This is a genomic window from Streptomyces sp. NPDC001270, assembly GCF_042896695.1.
GTDB lineage: Bacteria > Actinomycetota > Actinomycetes > Streptomycetales > Streptomycetaceae > Streptomyces.
The window spans coordinates 308,997-328,999 of the sequence record NZ_JBIAXM010000002.1; the positions used below are offsets into that span (position 1 = coordinate 308,997).

Here is a 20,003-nt window from a genome sequence, read left to right on the forward strand (position 1 = left end):
GGTGGTCACCCCCTCCGTGTGGTCCGGCCTGTCCGAACACCACATGGCCTTCGGCGGCACCTTCACCCTCTCGCTGGCCACGCTGCACGCACTGCTGCGGGACATCTGCCGCTCCGTCTGGCGTGCCGGGTTCACCCGCATCCTCATCGTGAACGGACACGGCGGGAACATGACCGCGCTGCACGCCCTCACCACCGAACTGACCGCCGAACGGCCGGCACGGATCGCCTTCACCAACTACTTCACCGTGGCGAGGGACGTGGTCCGCGACTGTCTGGAGGTGCAGGACGGCCTGATGCACGCGTGCGAGGGTGAGACGTCCATGATGCTGGCCGCCCGGCCGGAACTGGTACACGCCGAGCACCTCGCCGAAGCCCACGGTCCCGACATCGCCCTGCCCGCCGAGTCGACCGAGCCGGTGTACCTGGCCGTGCCGTTCGAACGCATCACGGTCTCCGGAGTGGCGGGCCACGCCGACGCGGCGACCGCCGCGAAGGGGGAGAAGATGCTCTCCGGCCTCGCGAAGGCGCTGGCCGACGCCATCGCCCGGGACCCGTGGCAGTCCTGATCCGCTCCGGCGGCGGTGCGGTCGGTTCCGACGCAGGGTGCCCGACGCACGCGTCGCACACGGGACACGAAGACGTGGTGCGACATCAGGCATCCCGACGCACTCCCCCATGCTCAACACCCTCGTCCACACTCAACACCCTCGTCCCGTTTTGCCCCGCTTTGCTGGACCAGTGAGTCCAAACGAGTGCGATGATGGGAGCATGAACAAAGGGATGACAGCGAAGGGCAGAGCGACACGGCAGCGCATCATCGTCGCCGCAGCGCTTCTGACCAGGGAGAAGGGCGCCGCCGAGACCACGCTCGACGACGTGCGGGCAGCCACGGCGACCAGCAAGAGCCAGCTGTTCCACTACTTCCCCGAGGGCAGGTCGGACATCCTCGCGGCCGTGGCCGAGTACGAGGCCGGGCAGGTGCTGGAGGCACAGCAGCCGTTCCTCAGCGACCTTTCGACGTGGGAGTCCTGGCAGGGGTGGCAGCAGGCCGTGCTCGACCACTACACGGAGCTGGGACAGAAGTGCCCCCTCGGCAGCCTCACCGCCGAACTGGGCAAGTCGTCCCCCCAGGCCCGCGCGATCGTCTCCACCCTCTACGACGACTGGGAGGCGGCCCTGCTGCGCGGGGTGGAAGCGCTGACGTCGGACGGGGAGGCGGCGGCGCGGCACCGTGCGCGGAGCATCCTGGCGGCGGTCCAGGGCGGCGTCGTGATGCTCCAGGCGACCGGGCGCACCGACTACCTGGAAGCCGCGGTGACCACGGCGACCAGCCCGCTTCAGCTCACCGGTGCGGGTGCCGCGTAGCCACCCACCAAGAATGGACTTGACAGTCCTTTTTTGACGAGCCAAGATTGGACCATGTCATCCAATCTTGGCTCGATGCGTGCCGTCCTCGCACGAGCACGTGCACACGAGCCAGGTCGGAGCGGGCCGGGTGCTCACCGGGTTCCCGCTCGCGCGTGCGGACCTGACACCCGTGCCGGGCCGGGTCGGCGACCAGGTCGGCCGGCGCCGCGTCCTCGTCGCGGTCCTCGCCCCGCTCGCCCTCGGAAGTGCGTCGGCCAGCAGGAGCCGGAACAGGAGTAGAACCCGCGGGACGAGCCCGCCGCCGCGGACCAGGACACCCGGTTCGCCGCTCCGGTCCCCCGTCCCCGAACGGCCCACGGACCCCGGCGCCCCCGCACACGTATCCACCGTCCGTCACATGACCACGACACCTGTCACAAGGCCGACGGCGAGTGGCGCGTCCTTGACCGCGGACTCACCCGGCTGCGGGCCCGAAATCATCCCCTGCCCCGGCCACGCCTGCTCCAGCCCCGTCCGCCCCTCCACCCTCCACCTCCCGCACCACTCGCCTCTCCCCACCCGAGAAAGACTCCCGCGATGTCCGCCAAGCCCTTCCCCCTGACCCCCACCCCCGTCCATGTCCCCGATGACGTGCTGCTCGACCTCAAGGAGCGCCTGCGGCGCACCCGTTACGCCGTCGACGCGGGCAACCGGGACTGGTACTACGGTGTGGACGGCGAATACCTGAAGGAACTGATCGACTACTGGATCGACGCGTACGACTGGCGCGCGGCGGAAGCCGGACTCAACCGGTACGAGCAGTACCGGGTCGAGGTCGACGGCGTACCCATCCACTTCATGCGCAGGGCCGGTGTCGGCCCCGACCCGAAGCCGATGCTCGTCTCCGGCGGCTGGCCCTGGACCGTCGCGATGGCCACCAGGATCATCGACAAGCTCGCCGATCCGGGTGCCCACGGCGGGAACCCGGCCGAGGCGTTCGACGTGATCGTGCCGTCGCCGCCCGGCTTCGGCTGGTCCACGCCGCTGCCCGACGACCCGGACATGAACTTCTGGAAGACCGCCGACCTGTACCACAAGCTGATGACCGAGGTGCTCGGCCACGAGAAGTACGCCGCCACCGGCTCCGACATGGGTTCCCTGGTCACCGCCCAACTCGGCCACAAGTACCACGACTCGCTGTACGCCATCCACCTCGGCTCGCCGATCCCGCTGAACATGTTCAACGGCGACCGTGCCTGGGACCTCACCGGTGGCAGGACGATCCCCGAGGGCACACCCGACGACATCCGCACCGGGATCCTCTCCTTCCAGAAGCGCTTCGTCGCCCATGTCGCCGTGCACGTCCTCGACTCCAGCACCCTCGGCCACGCGCTCAGCGACTCCCCGGCCGGCCTGCTGGCCTGGATCCTCGAACGGTGGACCAACTGGAGCGACAACGACGGCGACGTCGAGAACGTCTTCAGCAAGGACGACCTCCTCACCAACGCGATGATCTACTGGGTCACCAACTCGATCAGTACCTCGATGCGGTTGTACGCCAACGCCAACCGCCACCCCTGGACCCCGTCCCACGACCTCACCCCGCCGGTCCAGGCGCCCACCGGCATCACCCTGGTCGGCTACGAGAACCCGCCCGGCGTGACCACCGAGAACCGGGTCCAGGACTTCCTGGACAGTCCCCGGGCGCCCTGGTTCAACCACGTCAACGTCACCGCACACCCGCGCGGCGGCCACTTCGTGTACTGGGAGGTGCCCGACGCCTGGGTCGACGACGTGCGCCGCACCTTCCGCGGCCGGACCGACTGACGGCCCGCCCGCGCCTCGGCGCCACACCTCAGCAGTCCACGACCCCTCGGCGGAACGGTCGGCACCGCCCCTCCGCCCGCCCGCACAGCACTCACACGTCATCGGAAAGAACCGAGAACCATGACCGACAACCCGACCGCCGTCGACAACGGCACGGTGATCAAGGAGTTCCTGGCACTGTTCGCCCAGCGGGACGCCGGCAAGCTCGCTCCCTACTTCGACGAGGACATCGTCTTCGAGAACTACGGCGATCCCGCGATCAAGGGCCGTGACCGCCTCGTCAGCATGTGGGCCGGTGTCTTCTCCACCATGGCGAAGGCCGACTTCACGACCCTCCATCAGGCGGTCGACGGGGACATCGTCATCGCCGAACAGATCCACGGCCTCGCCCTGCCCGGCCGCCCGCTCGCCCCGGTCAGGAACATGGCGGTCTACCGGCTGCGGGACGGCCGGATCGTCGAGTGGCGCGACTACACCAACTCCGAGTACGCCCGCACACTCCTGTGACGCCACGGCCCGCAGCGCCGCCACGTCCCCGCGGCCCCGAACGGAGCCCGCGGGGACGGCCGCGTGACGGACATTCCCCCCACTCCCCCGGCCTGTCCGGGCACCCGGCCCTACGGATCCGGCAGCAGGACAGGGACCGAAGGGACCACAGGGACCCGATTCCGGAACAACGGCCGCCTGCTCGGGCAGGCAGGCCGGTCTGCGCCGTCCGGCTGACGGGCGTACGGCACTGGGGCGCAAGGTCGCCCCGGGCCTCCGCCGTCGCCACCGCCCGCGGGGAGGCGCTGCGTGGCGTCAGAAGCCAGTGCCGCGTCCTCGTACCAGGGGCAGGAAGACCTCGTCCACGATCTCCGTCAGTACCTCCTCCGGGACCTCGGGCAGCCCGCGCAGGGCGTACTCGCCGCGCAACAACATCATCGGAACCGACGCCACGCGCGGATGCTGTGCGGAGGCCGCGGCTTCGCCCCGGGCCACGGCCCGCTCCAGGAGGGTCAGCCACGCCGCGTCCGTGCTGCTTCCCCCGGCCTGTTCGCGGAGCAGCGTGAGCAGGCCGGGGTCGTCGGCCGCCGCGGCGAGCAGGTCGCGCAGCACGGCCCCCTGCGGCGACGACCACGTGGTGTTCGCGGCGCGCAGCAGCGCCAGCGCGTCGCCGCGCAGCGTCCCGGTGTCCGGGACCTGCAACTCGGCGTCGGCCAGGCAGCGGTAGGCCGCGACGCCGAGCGCCGGGCGGGTCGGCCAGCGCCGGTAGATCGCGTTCTTGTTGGTACCCGCGCGCTGCGCGACCCGGTCCATCGTCATGCCCGCGTAGCCGACGGATCACACCCGCCCGCGTACCCCCGATGCCCTTCGCGTACGAGAGCGCGAGGTCCAGCCCGCTGCCCGTCGCGTCCTGCTCCACCGCCACCAGACACGGAACACCGCGGCCCTCCTCGTACTGCCGGCGCACCAGGTGACCCGGGCCCTTCGGCGCGACCATGCACACGTCCACACCGGTCGGCGGCTCGACGAAACCGAAACGGATGTTGAAGCCGTGGCCGAAGAACAACGCGTCACCGTCCTTCAGATACGGCGCGATGGACTCCTCGTACACCTTGCCCTGAACCGGGTCCGGCACCAGGATCATGATCACGTCCGCCTCGGCGGCGGCCTCGGCGACGGTCACCACGCGCAGGCCCTGCTCCTCGGCCTTCGCCCTGGACCTGGAGCCCTCGTGCAGGCCGACCCGGACGTCGACACCCGAGTCGCGCAGCGACAGGGCGTGCGCGTGGCCCTGGCTGCCGTAGCCGATGACCGCGACCTTGCGGCCCTGGATGACGGACAGGTCGGCGTCGGCGTCGTAGAACAGCGTGGGCATGGTTGTCTTCCTCTTCAGATCGTGCGGCGGTGGGATGTGCCCCGGGGCGGCAGCCAGGTGTCTCCGGCGCGCGGCGGGGGGCGGGTTTCGGCGGCCCGGGGTTCCAGGCCGCGGTTCGAGTGTGCCGGGGTTTCTCCGGACGAGCCGTCCGGTTCCGAGACATGTGTGTGTACGGAACCCGTCGCAAGAACCGTACTGCATCGTCCGGGCCCGCCGTCCGGCCGACCGGCGGCCGAAGCAGACCTCGCCCACAGCGGCCACGGCCCCGGCGAGTTGGCGGCGTCGACCCGTCCGCCACCGTCCCGCCGCGCGCCGTGACGGCCCTCACATGAACTTCGTACCGGCCCGCGACGTGAAGAGAGTGAGCACATGCGAACAGGTGTCGGTCGATGACGTCCGTACCCACCTCCCCCCACCGCACGGACCCGCACCCTGCGGGGAGAAACCCACCGCTAGCCATCCCGCCCGGCCGGTGTCGGCCTGCCGGCCGGCCGTCGTGCCACGTTGCGGGGACAGTTCAGAAAAGCTGATACACCATGAACGACCGCAGGACCGTCTGGCTTCCTTACCGCCCGGAGCGCATCGCCGGCCTCCCTGACGGGCTCGTCCACCGCTACTGGGACGGCTCGGACGCGTTGCCAGGCGATCCCGCCGACGTGGGTTTCCTGGTGGGGCTCCCGGCTCCCGGCGCAGAGCGGCCGTTGGCCCGCGTGCTGCCCCTCACCCGGAATCTCGACGTACTCCAACTGCTCAGTTCGGGACACGAGCACATCCTGCCGCTGGTGGACCGCATGCCACCCGGCCTGCGGGTGTCCACGGGGCGGGGGGTGCACGGCGGAGCCACCGCGGAGTTGGCGGTCACCCTGCTGCTCGCGCTGTCCCGCGGCATCGACGGTTTCGTACGCCGCCAGCCCGAGGGAGTCTGGGCACCTGCCGTCCGGCACACGTTGCTCGGCAAACGCGTCCTGGTCGTCGGCTACGGCGCCGTCGGCACGGCCGTCGCCGACCGGCTCCGCCCGTTCGGCTGTCAGCTCGTGCCGGTCGCCCGGACCGCGCGCTCCGCCGCCGGGCGGCACGTGTACTCCGCGGACGATCTGCCCGCGCTGCTGCCGACGGCGGACGCGGTGGTCCTCTGCGCGCCGCTGACCGACAGGACGCACCACATGCTGGGCTCCGCCGAGCTGGCGCTGCTGCCGGACGGCGCAATCCTGGTGAACGTCGGCCGGGGCGAACTCGTGGACACCGAGGCGCTGACCCGCGAGGTGCGCGGTGGCCGGCTGCGGGCCGGTCTCGACGTCACGGACCCGGAGCCGCTGCCGGCCGGCCATCCGCTGTGGCGGGTGCCCGACGCGCTGATCACTCCGCATGTCGCGGCGTTCACCGACGCGTTCGCCCCGATGACCGAGGAGTTCCTCGTCCGGCAGTTGCACCGCTACGCCCGGGGCGAGGCGGTGGAGAACGTCGTGCTCACCGTGCGGGGACAGCAGCGGGGGCGGGGCGCCGGTGCCGGGCACACGACGGACGACAAGGAACACGAGGGCCATGACAGAGCCGCGTAGGCGGACGACGACACTCACCCGCGAGGACCGTCCGCGTCCGGCACCCGGGCCCGGCACCGACCCGGGCCGGGTGTTCGAGGCGTACGAGCGTGACGGCCACGCCGATCCCGGCGAGGCGTGGGCCTCGTTCACGGCCGCCTGGAACTGGGCCTCCCCGCTGCCCCACGCCGTGCCACGGCACGGTCCCGACGGCCCTCCGGTCGCCCGGCCGGTCCCCGGCGGGTACGCGCTCTCCGGGCGGTGGCACCTGCCGGCTGACACCGCGGCCGGGCCGTGGCTGGCGCTGCCGCTCACCGCTCCCCGGGACACGGCCCGCGAGGCCCGCGAGAATGCGACCGAGAGCCGTCCGGACCGGCCCGACGTCTTCGTGGTCGCGTCGAGGGTGCTGCCCCGGCAGGCCACCGGCGGCCTGCGCGCCGTCCGATCCGCGGCCGGTCCGGACACCGAGTTCCGGCTCGACGGCGTCCACGTACCGACCGGTTTCACCACCCACTCCTCCGGCACGGCGCTGCCGGCGCGGGACGGCGGGTTCCTGTGGACCGCGGTCACGGGCATGGCGCTGGGCGCCGCGAGCCGGCTGACGGACGAGCTGGCCGTGCTGGGTCCGAGCCCGGTGGCCGGGCCCGCCGTCTCCCCCGCCGCCGCTGCCGCCGAGTTGTCGGGACTGCTGAGCGGGGAGCGGCTGGGGTTCACGGCCGAGTTGTACAACCGTCCCGGACTGGGGCGGCTCATCTCGCTCGCGGCCCGCGAGCCCCTGGCGGACCGGGTCAGGCGTGCGGCCCGTCTGGTGCACCACGTGGTGACGGCGAGCTACGAGAGGGCGATCCCCTTTCCCACGGACGGCGGGCACAATCCGCTGGCCGCCCTCGTCACGGACAGCGCCGCGATCCTCCACCACCTGCGGTTCACGGTGGATGTCCGGCCGGCGGAAGACACCGGCTCCCGTACCGGGAGGTGACACGTGAGGACCGCCGCGTACCAGGGTGAACCCGCCGCCGGTCGATCTCCGGCCGGCTTCCGGTCGGTCTCCGGCTGATCAGACCTTCGCGGTGTGCTGGCGTGCCCGGTAGGCGGCGGCCTTGACCCGGTTGCCGCAGGTCCGCATGGCGCACCACTCCCGCCGGTGGCCGCGCGAGCGGTCGAGGTAGACCTGGGTGCACTCCGGGCGGGCGCACTCGCGCAGCAGCGCCTCCTCGTCACCGCCGAGGATCTCGACCGCCTCCCGGGCGAGGGCCGCGAGCCCCTGCGAGACCGAGCCGGTACGAGTCAGCCCGTCGGGACCGAGCCGCAGCGTCACGGGCAGGCCCGACGCCTGCAAGTTCAGCTCGGCGACCGCCTCGGCAGGCAGCGGTCGGCCGTCCAGCCGGGCCGCGACCAGGGAGTAGATCGACTCGCGCAGCTCCACGGCGATGGCGAGGTCGGCCTCGCCTGCGCCGGGAGCCAGATCGAGCATCCCGGCTTCCACGAACCAGTCGTCGAGCAGTTCGGGGGAGGCGAGCTTCTCCAGCGGCGCGGCGTTGCGCCGCGCTCGCAGGGTGCCGACGAAATCGAGAGGGAGTGTCCCACAGGGAAATGCATGATTCACGTAACCATACTGACCAGTGACCCGCGAAGATGCAATATCCCGGGCCCGATCCGCGGCCGGCAAATCACCTGATTGACAGGTTACAGCGATGCGTGCCAAAGTCGTCACCAGTCAAACCGGTTACTTCGGTGGTCGACCGCGACCGCGGTCACGGCCACTCCTGATATGAGGGGGCTCTCCCATGGCAGTCGTCCGTTTCCACCTTGTCTCTTCCCTCCGTCCCGAGCAGGCCCTCGCCGTGCTGACCGACTTCGGTCCCGGCCGCGCCGAAAGCTGGCCCAGCATCGACGCCGGCCACTTCACCGTCCATGAGCTGGGCGAGAACTGGGCCGAAGTGACCGAAGGGACCAGCGCCGCGTGGGAGCGGGCGCGCTACCAGTGGGACGCCGCCGAGGTGACCGTCACCACGCTCGACTCGAAGCTGTTCGGGGCGGGCGGCGGCTGGACCTTCCGGCTGACGCCCGAGGGCGAGGGCACGCGCGTCGACGTGGAACTCACCCGTGAGCCCGGCACGTTCAAGGGGAAGGTACTGGCCTCCCTGCTCCCCCTCTTCGCCCCGGCGTCCCTGCGCAAGTCCTTCGCCGGCCCGCTGAAGGCCGCCGCGTGACCGGTGGCCATGCGACCAGTCGCCACGTGACCGCTCCCCATGTGACCAGTCCCCATCTGACCAGCCGTCATGCGATCAGTCCTCATGTGACCAGTCGCGATGCGACCAGTCGCCATGCGACCGGTCCCCAGGTGCGGGCCGCCGCGTGACCGGCCGCGGCGGCCCGGCGCCCGGGAGTCACTTCCGGGCCGGCCCGAAGGTCCTGGTCAGGATGTCCCTGACGGTGGCGGCCGTCCGCTTCGTGGGCTGTTTCAGGCACGCCATGACGCGTACGTCGTAGACCCGCCCCCGGGGATCGGGACGGGCACGTACCCAGCCGGAGATCTCCTGGTCCGCTCCCAGCGCCGCACAGCCCTCGGCCGGGCTGTGCGCGGCGCCCACCCGGAGCGGAGCCTCGGGGGCTGTCCACCGGGCCGCCCCGTCACCGTAGCGGAACGCCATGAGCACCCCTCCGGCCTCCAGCGTCCGCAGCGGCCTGCAGTGTGTCAGCAGGTCGTCCTGGGCCGTGACGCACTGCGCGGGGGTGGGCCCGGGCAGGAACTGGGTGGCGGCGAAACCCACGGACGTGCCGTGGGCGTCCGTCGCCGACAGCGTGCGCCAGCCGTCGGGCAAGGCGATCCTGAGCGGCCGGGACCGGTCCATGAGCGTGGCGACGGGCGACGGAGACGCCGCGGGCACCGTGTGGGTCCAGTCGGACCCCGAGGACGCCGGTCCGCCGGTCCCGGCGGTGAACGCCAGGGCGGCGACGGCCAGCGCCGCCAGCCCGCCCGCCCGCCCGCCCGCCCGCCCGCCGCCATGATCCTGCGTCGTCTGGGCAGCCGTACCCGCCACCGCACCCGGACCATGCGGTCGTCCGGGGCGGGCAGCCGCGGCACTCCCTCGTCCAAGACCAGACGCAGCCCCGCTTCCGTGCCGTCCCACCGCCCTCCAGCCGTGTCAGGCATGTGTCTCGCTCCCTTCCCTCCATCCGGGTACGGCCGCCAACCACAGCCGTAACGTGTTCAGTGCCCTGGCGGCCTGGCTCTTGACGGTCCCCGGCCGGCAGCCCAGCACCTGAGCGGTCTCCTCCACGCTCAGCCGCTCGAAGTACCGCAGTACCACGACGGCCCGCTGCCGCGGCGGCAGCCGCCTGACCACCAGCGACAGCGAGTGCTCCAGGTCGACCGAGGCGAACGGGTCCCCGGGGGCCCTCTCGTCGGGCACCTCACCGTGCGGTATCTCGCCCCGCCAGCGCCGCTGCCACCACGACGCATATGTGTTGACCAGCGCCTTGCAGATGTACGCCTCGGGGTTCTCCTCCGACAGCCTGCGCCACTTCGGCCACACCCTGGCCAGCACGGTCTGCAGCAGGGCAGGTCCTCCGCCAGATGCGCGTCCCCCGTCAGCATCCAGGCGACCCGGAGCAGCCTCGCCCCGCGCGCCGCCACGAACTCCTCGAAGTCCGGGCCCGCGTCCCTCGCCGTCGCCATCATGCTCCTAGTCGGTGGCCGTCCGTTCAGGGGGACAACCGGTCGTGTCCCCGGCCGGGTTGCACGCAGTGACATGGATCACGCGTCTTGGCGGGTGTGCGGCCGGCCAGGTGTGTCGACCGCTCTCCGGAGCGGCGGGACACACCTGGCCCGCGGCAACTCCGATCGACAGGACGAATCGAAACTTCGGAGCGCCGCGGTCGGCCCCGCTGTCCGGGCCCGTGGGCCCTGCCGGCGCGTCCGGCGCGCGGAGGAAGCCGCGGCCCAGGAAACGGGTACTCCTCGAAGGCGCCCTCGGTCTTCCCGCCCTCACGCTCTGGGGAACAGATCCGGATTCCCGGTCCCTTCGGTCCCTTCGATCCCTGTCGCGGGCCGACCGGCCCGGCACTCCAGGGCGGCCGTCGCCAGACGCAGGGCGGCGTGCAGCTCCCGCACCCCGGCCACGGTGGGCCGCACCGTGTCGGACCAGTCGCCGCCCAGCCCCGGCCACACCGCGAGCAGAACGGGGCCGCCGACGAGCCCCAGCCGGGCGGTGACCTCCACCAGGTTCTTGCGGGCGCCGGTCCACGACAGGGCGATCTCGCCCGGCGGTATGCGCGCGGGCGCGGTCACCGGCAGCCACACGACTTGGAGCCTGCCACCGGGAACGCGGTCCGCCGACGTCACCAGCGCTCCCCTGACGTCGCCGGGCATGGGTGACCTGGTCAGTGTCCGCAGGTCGACCGGGCTGCCGTAGGGGTCACGGCCCCGGACCAGGGTCAGGGCGGGCCGGCCGGCCCGGTCACCCGTGGACGGGTGCCGCGGAACACCGGCCGGAGTCACCCGAGGGCCGCGCGACCGCCCCGGCCACCTGCCGAACGTCGTCATGGGATCACCTTCGTGTGGTGGGGCACGACGCGGACCGGCGGCGTGCGGCCTGACACGCACTCCGCCGCCGGGGCCCGCCCCGCACATCGGTCAGCTGACGGCGGCCCGTTCGGGCGCCGGTGCTCAGTCGTCGGACGACGGTTCGCGGTCGTCCAGGACTTCGGTGAGGAAGGCGTCCCAGTCCAGGGCGTCCGTCTCCGCCTCGACCGCCACGAGCCCGTACGTGGCGTCGAGCCACTCCTCCAGCGCCGGGGCGGGCAGCTCGAAGACGGCACTCACGCCCTTCGACTCCAGCAGCAGCCAGACCGCCCTCCCCTCGTCGCACGGAGCGGGCCACATCTGCACATCGCCTTCGCCGCTCTCCGCCACGAGACCGTGGTGCAGCAGCTCACGGCTGATGCGCCAGGTCACGCTCGACCCGTGCCAGGGGGTGAAGGTGACGGACACGATCATGGGAGTGGCCGGATCGAACCGGAAATCCGCCCGGGCGGGCTGCCGCGGGACACCGTCCAGCACCCGGTGGATGGCCAAAGAGAGCGCGGGCAGCTCCTCGTGCGCCGTCTGGCATGTCCGAAGGCCGGACTGTTCGCCGTTCATGACGGGGATTCCCTTCCGTGGTGCGGGGCCGTTGCGCTGACTCTGCTCCACGACGGCGTGCCCCGGCATCAGTCACCTGACGGTGCGCGTGAAGATGCAGCCGTCACCGGGCGTGCCGGGGAGGGACCGACGTCCGGCGCTCACGCACTGCGTCACCGCGGCGAGAGCCCGCGACCGCGCGGTCACCCGTACGTCATTCGACTGCCCGGTGCCCGGTGCCGCCCAGTCAACGGCCCATCGGCCACCGACCACCGGCCTCTGTCCGGCGCCCCCGCGCCACGCCCGGGGAGGGGGTTCACCCGCTGTGGGAGGCCAGCGCGGCGCCGATCAGCCGGAGCGTGTTCCGGTAGTGGGTTCGCTCCGCGAGTCGGCGCAGTTCGTCCAGGGCGGTCCGGTCGCCGAGACGCGCGAGGGCGGTCACCGCGGCGTTGGCCACCTTCGCGTTGCGTGGTCCGTGGCCAGGCACCACGTCCAGACAGGTGTCGACGAGCGAGCCCAGGGCGTGTCCTCGTCGGGCGGCAGGAAGGAAAGCAGCCAGATCAGCCCGCGCAGGGCGTTGGCGTTGAAGGGGTCGAACTGTTCGTTGACCGCCACCCACACGTCGGTCGTCTTTTCGACGAGCGGACGGCTCCGGCCCCGACCGGCCAGCGAGAGCCAGGACAGAACCCGTTCCCGGACGGCGGCCTCGCCGACACCGGTGATCAGCTCACAGCCCGTCCGTCGCCACTTCGCCGTCGGCTTCGCGGCCCGCGCGGTCGCCGCATGGGACAGGAGTGCGTACCAGGCCGGACCGGACACGAGGACGTCGGCCAGCGCGGCGTCAGCCCACTGCTCCCCCGAGTTGAGCACGGGATCCGTCAATCGGGCGGCCAGCGCGGCCCATCCGGGATCCCCGATCAGCTGGGCGGTACGGCGCACCGTGGCGACCACCGCCGGGGACAGCGTCCGGCCGGCGGCAAGCTCGCAGCGGGCCAGGTGGAGCAGGGCATGGTGCTGGACGCACCAGCGGTCCTCCATCGTGGCCACGGCCTCGAGGCGCTCGGCCACCATGGTGTCGGCGGGCAGGCCCTCGCCGAGGACGACGCCGAGGTGGAGCAGTCCCAGCCGGAGCGCCGAACCGACGGGTACCTTCTCGTACACGGCTGGGAACGTCGCCAGCAGACGGGCACGCACCTCGGTCGGCTGCCGCCCGAGGTACTGCACCATCTCGCCCCACACCATGAGGAGATCACCGGAACTGGCGCGGAACGCGTCCACCGCCAGGTGGAGCACGGTTTCCGGCACGTCGCTCCACAGGGCGGCGTCGGTTCTTTCCCGGTAACTCAGCCCGGCCATCGTCGTCGTTCCTTGTCCTCTGCGCCTCTGCGCCTCTGGGTCTTCTGTGCCTTCTGCGGCTGCTGTGCCTGCTGCGTCTTCTGCCGCCATCGACGCCGCGGGATCCGACGCCACGGAGGGCCCTCGCAGGCATGGTTCCCGGCACCGGTTCGCCAGGGGGGCTCGGCACCACGGTTGCCGAGCCCCCCGATCCGCTCGCTCGCCCCCACAGTCGAGCGAGCGGGGCCCAATCGGGCGGGCCTCCCTTCGGGGGGGGGTGACGGAAAGCCCGCCCGTCCCGCGGCCTCATCACGGAGGGGCGGGAGTCACACACTTGATACACGCGATCGACGGTCGGCAGGTTCACAGAAGATCACATGTTTCCTCACCGGTCTTCCTTTGCAGCCGGGGCGGCAGGTGTGCCGGTCGACGACGCCGCCGGTGCGCCGCCCGGCCCGCTGTCAGCAGAAGTACGCGCTGCCCGGCCCGTAACCCGACATCGCCGCCTCGGCCGTCCAGGCCCACACCTGCATGGCATCAGGCCCCCCACCGCTGTCGGCCGTGCCGCCGCTTCCGGAGGGCACCGGGCCGGAGCGGGCGGCACCGTGGCGAGGGGCCACCGTGGCCGGCCGGGCGGCGGGCGCGGTGGTGCGATCCACGGTGCGGTGATCCACGGCGATGTGTTTCGTGAGGAGGTGTCTCGTGAGGAGGTGTTTCGCGGCGATGCTCTTCACGGTGGTGTGCGTCGTGGAGGCCATGTCCCTGCCCGTCTGTCCCGCCGGCCACACCCGCGTGGGCGGGACCGGTGCTGCCGTGGTCGTAAGAAGCGGGTCCCGTGCTGGGGGAAGAAGCACGGGACCCGCGATCGTGGATCGGAGGTGTCTCACCGAGCGGTCGCCCGGCCGAAGACATACACCCCTTGCATCACCCGTTGAGGTGGTGATGAAATCATGACAGGAGGTTTCGTCACCTGTCAATAGGGTTACTCGATGAAGGTTGCTCCTGTTCGGGGTGCGGCCGAGATAGGGATCAAAGGGGGCAGCAAGTCGATCACTGGGGCCAGATCCGCCAGGCGCACCGTGAGGGCCAGGAGGACCAGTGGGCCGGTCTGGGTCTCGTCCCGACGCCATCGTGTTCTGGGACACTCGCTGTCCGACGTTGCCGTCGCCCGGCTCCCTGCCGAGGTCCACGAGATCAGGAACGAGGACATTGCCCGGCCCACCCCGCTCAAGGACCGGTACATCAACATCCCGGGCCGCTCTCTGTTCAACATCGAAGACAGCGCCCGGAGTCAGGGGCTGCGGCCCTTCCGAGACACCGACGCCGTCGAAGACGCCGGGGACGAAGATTGACGGCCCGGCGCGCCTGGCTTCGTGTGGCAGCGACGAGAGCCGTCCTTCAGACCCGCCGGATGCGGGGTCTGTCAGTCGATGGAGGCCATGAAGCTCAGCATCCGGCGGTTGACCTCGTCCGCGTGGTCGATCTGGGGTCCGTGACCGGTGTCGGAAATGATGTCGGCTCGGGCACTCGGTATCAGGCGTGGGACGCGCTCGACTTGCCTGTGCGGGTGCACAAGGAGGCTTCGTTTGCCGAGCACCAGGTAGAGCGGGGTGCGGATGGTGGCCAGTTCGCCCGCGGACAGTGGCAGCGGGGCGGGACGGCGTATGCGGTAAGCGCGAACGCCCAGCCTGATCAGGTGCGCAGCTCCGGCACGATGAGGGTCGGCTGTTCCAGCCATGCTGCCAATCGTGGGCGTAGCACCTTGGGCGCGAAGGTCGCGAACAGGCTGGCGAAGATCCATACGAAGAAGCGCAAACCCACCTTCTCCAGGCCGCCGGGGTCGAGGAGCGTGACCGAGGCGAGGCGGTCGGGGCTGCGGTGCGCTTGGTTCAGAGCAAGCCACCCGCCGTATGAGGAGCCGACCAGGTGCACGCGTTCGAGCCCCAGCCGGGCAAGCGTCTCGTCCAGTCACTGTGCGGCGCGTTCGGGTTGATGGACAGGTTCACGCTGGAGGCTTCGGCCGGGATCGCCCGGAGTGTCGATCGCATAGGCCGGGCGGGCGGCGCTGAGGGCAGGCGTGTTCGGGTACCACATGGCAGAGCAAGAGCCCGCTCCGTGCACCAGGACGACGGGAGTGCGTGAGTGGGCGGCCGGGTCCGTGGGGCCGTACCTGTAGACGTGCGTGGTGCCGAAGGAAGTCTCCACGTCCGTTTCCGCGCGAGCGGGGGCTCGCAGCGCATAGACCGCATCGCAGGCTCGACTCGAAGCGCCCGCGCGTTCGTTATAGTGAACGCATAGTTCGCTCATCTTTCCTAGTGAGGGTGTCATGCAGGTTCCCGCCTACCACGCAGATACGTACGAGGCACAGGCCCGTACCCGGGTGGCCGCCCTAGGTGAACGCGACGGCGCACCGTGGGTGGTGGTCGAGCACTGTCGGTTTCATCCGCAGGGCGGGGGGCAGCCCGCCGACCGCGGGTGGGTGGACGGCCACGAGATCACTCCCGTACGCGACCACGACTCCGGGCTGGTCGTGGCCGTGGCCTGCGGCGACGACGCGCTGCCGGAATTCTCGGTCGGACAGCCGGTCGAGGTCCGCATCGACCTGCCGCTGCGCACCGCGCATGCCGCACTGCACACAGCCGGCCACCTGATCGAGGCGGCCGGACGGGCCCAGGGCTGGGTCCTGGCCGCGAACAACCACTTCCCCGGCCAGGCCCGGATCGAGTTCACCGCGCCGCAGCCCGACGCCCGCCTGGACACTCCGGAGGGCCGCGAGGAGGCCACCGAGGCGCTCCGCGTCGAGGTTGCCAGGGCCATCGCGCAGGATGGACCGGTGACCTGGGAGAACGACGCCGAGGGGCGCCGCATCGTGCACCTGGCCCAGCTGCACTCGGCGCCGTGCGGGGGGACACACGTGCGCAGTCTCGGCGACCTCGCCGACGTCGTGCTGACGACGCTGAAGGTCAAGAAGGGCCGGATCCGCGTCTCCTACAGCGCCGCTCACCGGGAGAGGTCATGACGCCGCCGGGGGAGCGCCGACCCGCCAGCAGCACCGCGATCGCGGTCGGAGCCCAGATCCGCCAGCGCCGGGAGCAGCGCGGCATGAGCAGTGCCGAGCTGGCCCGCCGGGCGGGCCTGAGCAAGGCGACCCTCTCGCAGTTGGAGGCCGGGCGGGGCAACCCGACCATCGAGACCCTCGACGCGCTCGCGATCGCCCTGCGCATCCCGCTGACCGACCTGCTCGCCCGGGACATCGACCCGGGACCGGTGTTCGTGCCCGGCACCGACCTGGCCGACGGAGAAGTGGGACGCGAACTGCTGCGCCGCATCAGCAGCGGCAACAGCCTGGAGATCTGGCGGCTGCGCATGCCTCCAGGAACATATCTGGACGGCGTGCCGCACGCCACCGGCACCATCGAGCACCTGCTTGTCTCCTCCGGCCACCTCACCGCCGGGCCCACCGACTCCCCCACCGACCTGGACCCCGGCGACCTGCTCGCCTTCGCCGGAGACGCCCCGCACATCTACCGCACCGGCCCCGAGGCGGCCGACGTCACGGTCGTCATCGCCTCCCCCATCATCAGCTGAACGCCCCCCTGAACATACACATCACCGCCCCCACCGCCCCCCGGCACCCCGCAGATATTCACCAGCGACAACACCGCCGGCGCCTCGCCCGCGATCGTCCAGGCCGTCACGGCCGCGGCCACCGGCCAGGACCTGCCCTACGGCGCCGACCGCCATGGGGACTGCGGCGGGTGCGAGGGTCAGCCGGTCGGCGGGGTGGGTGACGGCGGCGACGGCCCCGCTGGTGTGCTCGGGGTCCAAGGTTTGGATGACGCCTTCTTCGCCTTGGCCGACGCGGATTACGCAGGGCCATGACGGAAGTCGCTTCAACCGGTCACAGACCGGCGATGTCCCCGGTCCTGTTCAGCACGGAGTCGAGCGCGTCCACCACGGCGTTGTGCTGCTTCGCGCGCGCCGCCCGGTCCGCCGGGACCAGCCGCGCGGCGGCCTGCACGGCATAGGCGTCCGGGTCCCCGAAGGCAGTCCGCGGGTGCTCTCCCGTAGCCGCGCAGTGCCCCGTGACATCCTTGACCGCCTGGAGCACGACTGCCCGGTCCACGCCCGGCTGCATGGCCAGCCGTACCTGGAAACGCGCCATCCACTTTTCGCGGTCCTTCTCCGTCGCCGCGTCCGTCTTCTGGTCCTTCTTCGTCACGTGCTCTCCCGGGTGATCGGCAGCTGTCCGTCATGGAGTCAGACGCCGTGGCATCGAAGTGGGTTGCAGCGGCGAGAATCACCTCTCGCTGGATTCCGTCCTACCGCCCGGGTGATCGCTGAGGGCCGGCGGACCGACGGTCCTGTGCGGTGGCCGGACGGTCGGCTCTGGCCGGCCTGGGGCCACCACCACGGCTTGTCCGCCCCTCATCGGGGTCAACGACATGGGCTGGCACACGCTGGACCCGAAGGGGTACGTGATCCCCGTGGAGGAGTTCGAAGCGGGTTATGACCGCCTGCTCGCTCCCCTCGCGGCGGCGGGCACGGAGTTGATCCTCATCGAACCGTTCCTCCTCCCGGTCCGCGGCGTCGTCGAGGCCGGGGCCGGATACGCACTCATCGGAGAGAAGGAACGCAAGCAATGGCGCACCGACCTGGACCCGAAGATCCAGGCTGTGCGCAAGCTCGCCCGCGAGTACGGTGCGCAACTGCTCGCCGCCGACGACATGTTCGCCGAACTCGCTGCGACCACCGGACCGGAGTACTGGGCAGCGGACGGCGTACACCCGACACCGGCCGGTCACGCCGCACTCGCGGCGGCCTGGCTGCGCCTGGTCGCCCGTGGTTGCCCTGCCGGGGAGGAGCAGTGCTGAACTACCGGCATTGGACCCGATATTGCGCAAAACAGGAGGTAAGGGCGAGCGGTTCCACAGCCCGCTCGCTACAGCCGCACCCGACGCTGTGTACAGTCTCGGACTGTCCACGCCATGCGGACGGGGAGGTCCTGCGAAGTGCTGGAAGCTGTGGGAGTCTCACAGGAACAGGCAGCCGTCTATCACATGCTCGTGACGGCGGGCGGCGCAACCGCCGAGGACGTCGCCCTGCGTACCGGCATGGATGTCCTGGACGGCACCGGTGTGCTCGAAACGCTGGTGCGCCAGGGGTTGGCCAGTCACACGGACGGCACCCCCAGGGTTTTCCGGGCCGTGCCTCCGGACGTGGCCCTGCTCCCCCGCATCAAGAACAGCGCCCAGGCGCTGGACGCCGCCCGGGCGGAGGCGGACCGCCTGCTTGAGGCGCACCGCGAGACCATGCGCCGCCACGACGCTGGGCAGTTGTTCGAGGTCATCACGGGAGCCGAGGCCCTGCGCCAACGCCTGAAGCGGATCCAGGCGACCGCTCGCGAGGAGATGCTCTGGTTCTGCAAGGCGCAGTACGTGGCGATGCCTTCGGGCAGCAACACCGACGAGTTCGAGGCACTCGCCCGCGGTGTGCGCTACCGCGTGCTGTACGAGAAGGCGTTCTTCGACGACGAAGGGACCGTTGACAACGTTGTTGCGGGTGTACGTGCCGGGGAGAACGCCCGTGCCGTTCCCGAACTCCCGCTCCGCCTCGCGATAGCCGACCGATCGGTCGCCATCTTCCCCCTGGTTCCGGGCGGTCCCAACGGCAGTCCCGAGCAGCCGACCACCGCCCTGGTCCGGGACGGCAACCTGCTGAGCGCCCTGAGCGCGCTGTTCGAGAGTTACTGGGAGAACGCGGTCCCCCTCAGTGTCTCGGACGTGGGCGGCCTGACCAGGCACGACACCGCGACCCACCCGTCGCTCTCGCCGGCCGACAGCAGGCTCCTCTCGTTGCTCATCGCGGGAGTTCCCGACAAGGCGATCGCCTCGCAGATGGGCCTCAGCCGTAGAACGGTTCAACGGCGGGTGCAGAGCCTGATGGAACAGGCCGGTGCCGGCTCCCGGGTACAGCTTGCCTGGCAGGCGGCCAGGCGCGGCTGGCTGTGAACCGAACCGCCCCTGATCGGACCGTCGTTACGGCAGCGGGAAGCCCAACTGCTCGGCGGTAGCCGCCAGTCCGGCGGGGCCCCACCGCTCCTTCACCTCCTCGATGGTGGACAGGGAGCGCAGTTCGGCACGGTCGAGGTAGAGCACCCCGTCGAGGTGGTCGCTCTCGTGCTGCACGATCCGTGCGCCGAGCCCGGCGTATTCCTCCACCAGGCGCTTGCCCCGCTCGTCCTCCCGACGCAGTTCTATACGGTCCGGACGAGCGACCACCGCTTGCCAGCCCGGCACGCTCAGGCACCCCTCGAAGCTCGCCGCTCGCTGTCGGCCGGCCGCGCGGTACGAGGGGTTGATCAGCACGGTGAAGGGCACCGGTTGCTGTCCGCGCTCGATCAGCCAGGCGGACAACTGCTCGGGGGTGGCAAGGACCGCGAGGCGCAAGGGAATGCCGATCTGGGGCGCGGCCAGTCCGACCGCCGAGGGGGTGTCCTCCATCGTCGTGCGCATACGGACGATCAGGCGTTGCAGGGTGTCGTCGTCGAGCTGTCCCTCGTAGGGCTCTGTCTTCTGCCGGAGCACGGGATCACCGGCGTTGACGATGCTCAAGGGGCCCTTTTCGTCGAGGAGTTGGGCCACCTTTTCAGATAGCTCGGTGCGTTCCATGCCTGGCCTTTCAGGATGCCGCGAGGGGTTCCGTATGCGCCGCTGTTCACTCAAGCGGACTCGGTGCCTGGAGAGTTCACAGCGGTCGCTGACAAGTGAGAATGAACTCAGGTCGACGGCGTAGCGACCGCCGCATCAGGCGTACGGCCGGCTGACTCACCCCCGACTATGGGAAGAGTACCTGTACCCCTCGGAGTGGGGTGTCCTGTCCACACGTATGCATACGTTTTCTGATCGCTCGGCCACAGTGGCTCACTGGGGCGCGGAAGTGATGTGTACATGCGTGCTGACGATCAG

The 20,003-nt window shown here is 71.0% G+C and carries 22 protein-coding genes and 3 pseudogenes; 12 read left to right on the plus strand and 13 right to left on the minus strand.

What is annotated here, in order from left to right; all coding sequences use genetic code 11:
- Position 1 precedes the first annotated feature (1 nt).
- From ACFY2B_RS05195 to ACFY2B_RS05210, 4 genes are all read left to right on the plus strand, one after another.
- A complete protein-coding gene (locus tag ACFY2B_RS05195; protein WP_390761774.1) occupies positions 2-568 on the plus strand; it encodes a creatininase family protein in 567 nt (188 codons plus the stop codon).
- 202 nt (positions 569-770) lie between these two features.
- Positions 771-1,367 (plus strand): TetR/AcrR family transcriptional regulator, encoded by a 597-nt coding sequence (locus ACFY2B_RS05200; RefSeq protein WP_390761775.1) that lies wholly within the window; start codon positions 771-773, stop codon positions 1,365-1,367.
- A 579-nt stretch (positions 1,368-1,946) separates the two neighbouring features.
- Positions 1,947-3,176: an epoxide hydrolase family protein gene (locus ACFY2B_RS05205; protein ID WP_390761776.1), complete on the plus strand. Its 1,230-nt coding sequence runs from the start codon at positions 1,947-1,949 to the stop codon at positions 3,174-3,176.
- A gap of 120 nt (positions 3,177-3,296) precedes the next feature.
- On the plus strand, positions 3,297-3,683 hold the full coding sequence (locus tag ACFY2B_RS05210; protein WP_390761777.1) for a nuclear transport factor 2 family protein: 387 nt from the start codon (positions 3,297-3,299) through the stop codon (positions 3,681-3,683).
- A 294-nt stretch (positions 3,684-3,977) separates the two neighbouring features.
- Here the strand turns inward: ACFY2B_RS05210 and ACFY2B_RS05215 are convergent, their stop codons facing one another.
- Together ACFY2B_RS05215 and ilvC are read right to left on the minus strand one after the other, a co-directional pair.
- Complete coding sequence (locus ACFY2B_RS05215; protein WP_390761778.1) at positions 3,978-4,481, minus strand: TetR-like C-terminal domain-containing protein; 504 nt, start codon at positions 4,479-4,481, stop codon at positions 3,978-3,980.
- 13 nt (positions 4,482-4,494) lie between these two features.
- Positions 4,495-5,037: pseudogene (ilvC, locus tag ACFY2B_RS05220) on the minus strand (ketol-acid reductoisomerase); the annotation flags it as partial.
- Positions 5,038-5,573: 536 nt separating this feature from the next.
- Here ilvC and ACFY2B_RS05225 point away from each other — a divergent pair.
- Positions 5,574-6,596 carry a 2-hydroxyacid dehydrogenase gene (locus ACFY2B_RS05225; RefSeq protein WP_390761779.1) on the plus strand — a complete coding sequence of 341 codons (1,023 nt, stop codon included), beginning with the start codon at positions 5,574-5,576 and terminating at the stop codon, positions 6,594-6,596.
- Complete coding sequence (locus ACFY2B_RS05230; protein ID WP_390761780.1) at positions 6,580-7,554, plus strand: hypothetical protein; 975 nt, start codon at positions 6,580-6,582, stop codon at positions 7,552-7,554. The genes ACFY2B_RS05225 and ACFY2B_RS05230 overlap by 17 nt, the downstream gene beginning before the upstream one ends.
- Positions 7,555-7,632: 78 nt before the next feature.
- Here ACFY2B_RS05230 and ACFY2B_RS05235 read toward each other — a convergent pair whose 3' ends face one another.
- Positions 7,633-8,181 (minus strand): CGNR zinc finger domain-containing protein, encoded by a 549-nt coding sequence (locus ACFY2B_RS05235; RefSeq protein ID WP_390761781.1) that lies wholly within the window; start codon positions 8,179-8,181, stop codon positions 7,633-7,635.
- 181 nt (positions 8,182-8,362) lie between these two features.
- On the opposite strand from ACFY2B_RS05235, the gene ACFY2B_RS05240 reads away from it, so the two are divergent.
- Positions 8,363-8,788 (plus strand): hypothetical protein, encoded by a 426-nt coding sequence (locus tag ACFY2B_RS05240; protein ID WP_390761782.1) that lies wholly within the window; start codon positions 8,363-8,365, stop codon positions 8,786-8,788.
- A 177-nt stretch (positions 8,789-8,965) separates the two neighbouring features.
- On the opposite strand, the gene ACFY2B_RS05245 is transcribed toward ACFY2B_RS05240, so the two are convergent.
- From ACFY2B_RS05245 to ACFY2B_RS05275, 7 genes and pseudogenes are all read right to left on the minus strand, one after another.
- The gene (locus ACFY2B_RS05245) at positions 8,966-9,619 is read right to left on the minus strand and encodes a hypothetical protein (protein ID WP_390761783.1); all 654 of its coding nucleotides are present in this window, start codon (positions 9,617-9,619) and stop codon (positions 8,966-8,968) included.
- 105 nt (positions 9,620-9,724) lie between these two features.
- Positions 9,725-10,260 (minus strand): annotated as a pseudogene (locus ACFY2B_RS05250) (SigE family RNA polymerase sigma factor).
- Positions 10,261-10,566: 306 nt separating this feature from the next.
- The gene (locus tag ACFY2B_RS05255) at positions 10,567-11,124 is read right to left on the minus strand and encodes a hypothetical protein (protein WP_390761784.1); all 558 of its coding nucleotides are present in this window, start codon (positions 11,122-11,124) and stop codon (positions 10,567-10,569) included.
- Between the two features lie 123 nt (positions 11,125-11,247).
- Entirely contained in the window at positions 11,248-11,721 is a 474-nt protein-coding gene (locus ACFY2B_RS05260; protein ID WP_390761785.1) for an SsgA family sporulation/cell division regulator, read from the minus strand.
- A 295-nt stretch (positions 11,722-12,016) separates the two neighbouring features.
- On the minus strand, positions 12,017-12,142 hold the full coding sequence (locus tag ACFY2B_RS05265; RefSeq protein ID WP_390761786.1) for a hypothetical protein: 126 nt from the start codon (positions 12,140-12,142) through the stop codon (positions 12,017-12,019).
- A complete protein-coding gene (locus ACFY2B_RS05270) occupies positions 12,139-13,056 on the minus strand; it encodes a hypothetical protein (protein WP_390761787.1) in 918 nt (305 codons plus the stop codon). Before ACFY2B_RS05270 ends, ACFY2B_RS05265 begins: the two co-directional genes overlap by 4 nt.
- A gap of 440 nt (positions 13,057-13,496) precedes the next feature.
- Positions 13,497-13,793 (minus strand): hypothetical protein, encoded by a 297-nt coding sequence (locus ACFY2B_RS05275; RefSeq protein ID WP_390761788.1) that lies wholly within the window; start codon positions 13,791-13,793, stop codon positions 13,497-13,499.
- 231 nt (positions 13,794-14,024) lie between these two features.
- On the opposite strand from ACFY2B_RS05275, the gene ACFY2B_RS05280 reads away from it, so the two are divergent.
- A complete protein-coding gene (locus ACFY2B_RS05280; protein WP_390761789.1) occupies positions 14,025-14,387 on the plus strand; it encodes a hypothetical protein in 363 nt (120 codons plus the stop codon).
- A 71-nt stretch (positions 14,388-14,458) separates the two neighbouring features.
- Here ACFY2B_RS05280 and ACFY2B_RS05285 read toward each other — a convergent pair.
- Positions 14,459-15,291: pseudogene (locus ACFY2B_RS05285) on the minus strand (alpha/beta fold hydrolase); the annotation flags it as partial.
- Between the two features lie 70 nt (positions 15,292-15,361).
- On the opposite strand from ACFY2B_RS05285, the gene ACFY2B_RS05290 reads away from it, so the two are divergent.
- Complete coding sequence (locus ACFY2B_RS05290; protein ID WP_390761790.1) at positions 15,362-16,054, plus strand: metal-dependent hydrolase; 693 nt, start codon at positions 15,362-15,364, stop codon at positions 16,052-16,054.
- Entirely contained in the window at positions 16,051-16,623 is a 573-nt protein-coding gene (locus tag ACFY2B_RS05295; protein ID WP_390761791.1) for a helix-turn-helix domain-containing protein, read from the plus strand. The genes ACFY2B_RS05290 and ACFY2B_RS05295 overlap by 4 nt, the downstream gene beginning before the upstream one ends.
- A gap of 313 nt (positions 16,624-16,936) precedes the next feature.
- On the opposite strand, the gene ACFY2B_RS05300 is transcribed toward ACFY2B_RS05295, so the two are convergent.
- Positions 16,937-17,257, minus strand: coding sequence for a hypothetical protein (locus ACFY2B_RS05300; RefSeq protein WP_390761792.1), 321 nt, complete (start codon positions 17,255-17,257; stop codon positions 16,937-16,939).
- 208 nt (positions 17,258-17,465) lie between these two features.
- Here ACFY2B_RS05300 and ACFY2B_RS05305 point away from each other — a divergent pair, with 208 nt between their 5' ends.
- Positions 17,466-17,909 carry a GDSL-type esterase/lipase family protein gene (locus tag ACFY2B_RS05305; protein WP_390761983.1) on the plus strand — a complete coding sequence of 148 codons (444 nt, stop codon included), beginning with the start codon at positions 17,466-17,468 and terminating at the stop codon, positions 17,907-17,909.
- A gap of 114 nt (positions 17,910-18,023) precedes the next feature.
- Complete coding sequence (locus tag ACFY2B_RS05310) at positions 18,024-19,046, plus strand: helix-turn-helix domain-containing protein (protein ID WP_390761793.1); 1,023 nt, start codon at positions 18,024-18,026, stop codon at positions 19,044-19,046.
- Between the two features lie 27 nt (positions 19,047-19,073).
- Here the strand turns inward: ACFY2B_RS05310 and ACFY2B_RS05315 are convergent, their stop codons facing one another.
- Complete coding sequence (locus tag ACFY2B_RS05315) at positions 19,074-19,706, minus strand: peptide deformylase (RefSeq protein ID WP_390761794.1); 633 nt, start codon at positions 19,704-19,706, stop codon at positions 19,074-19,076.
- Between the last annotated feature and the right edge of the window lie 297 nt (positions 19,707-20,003).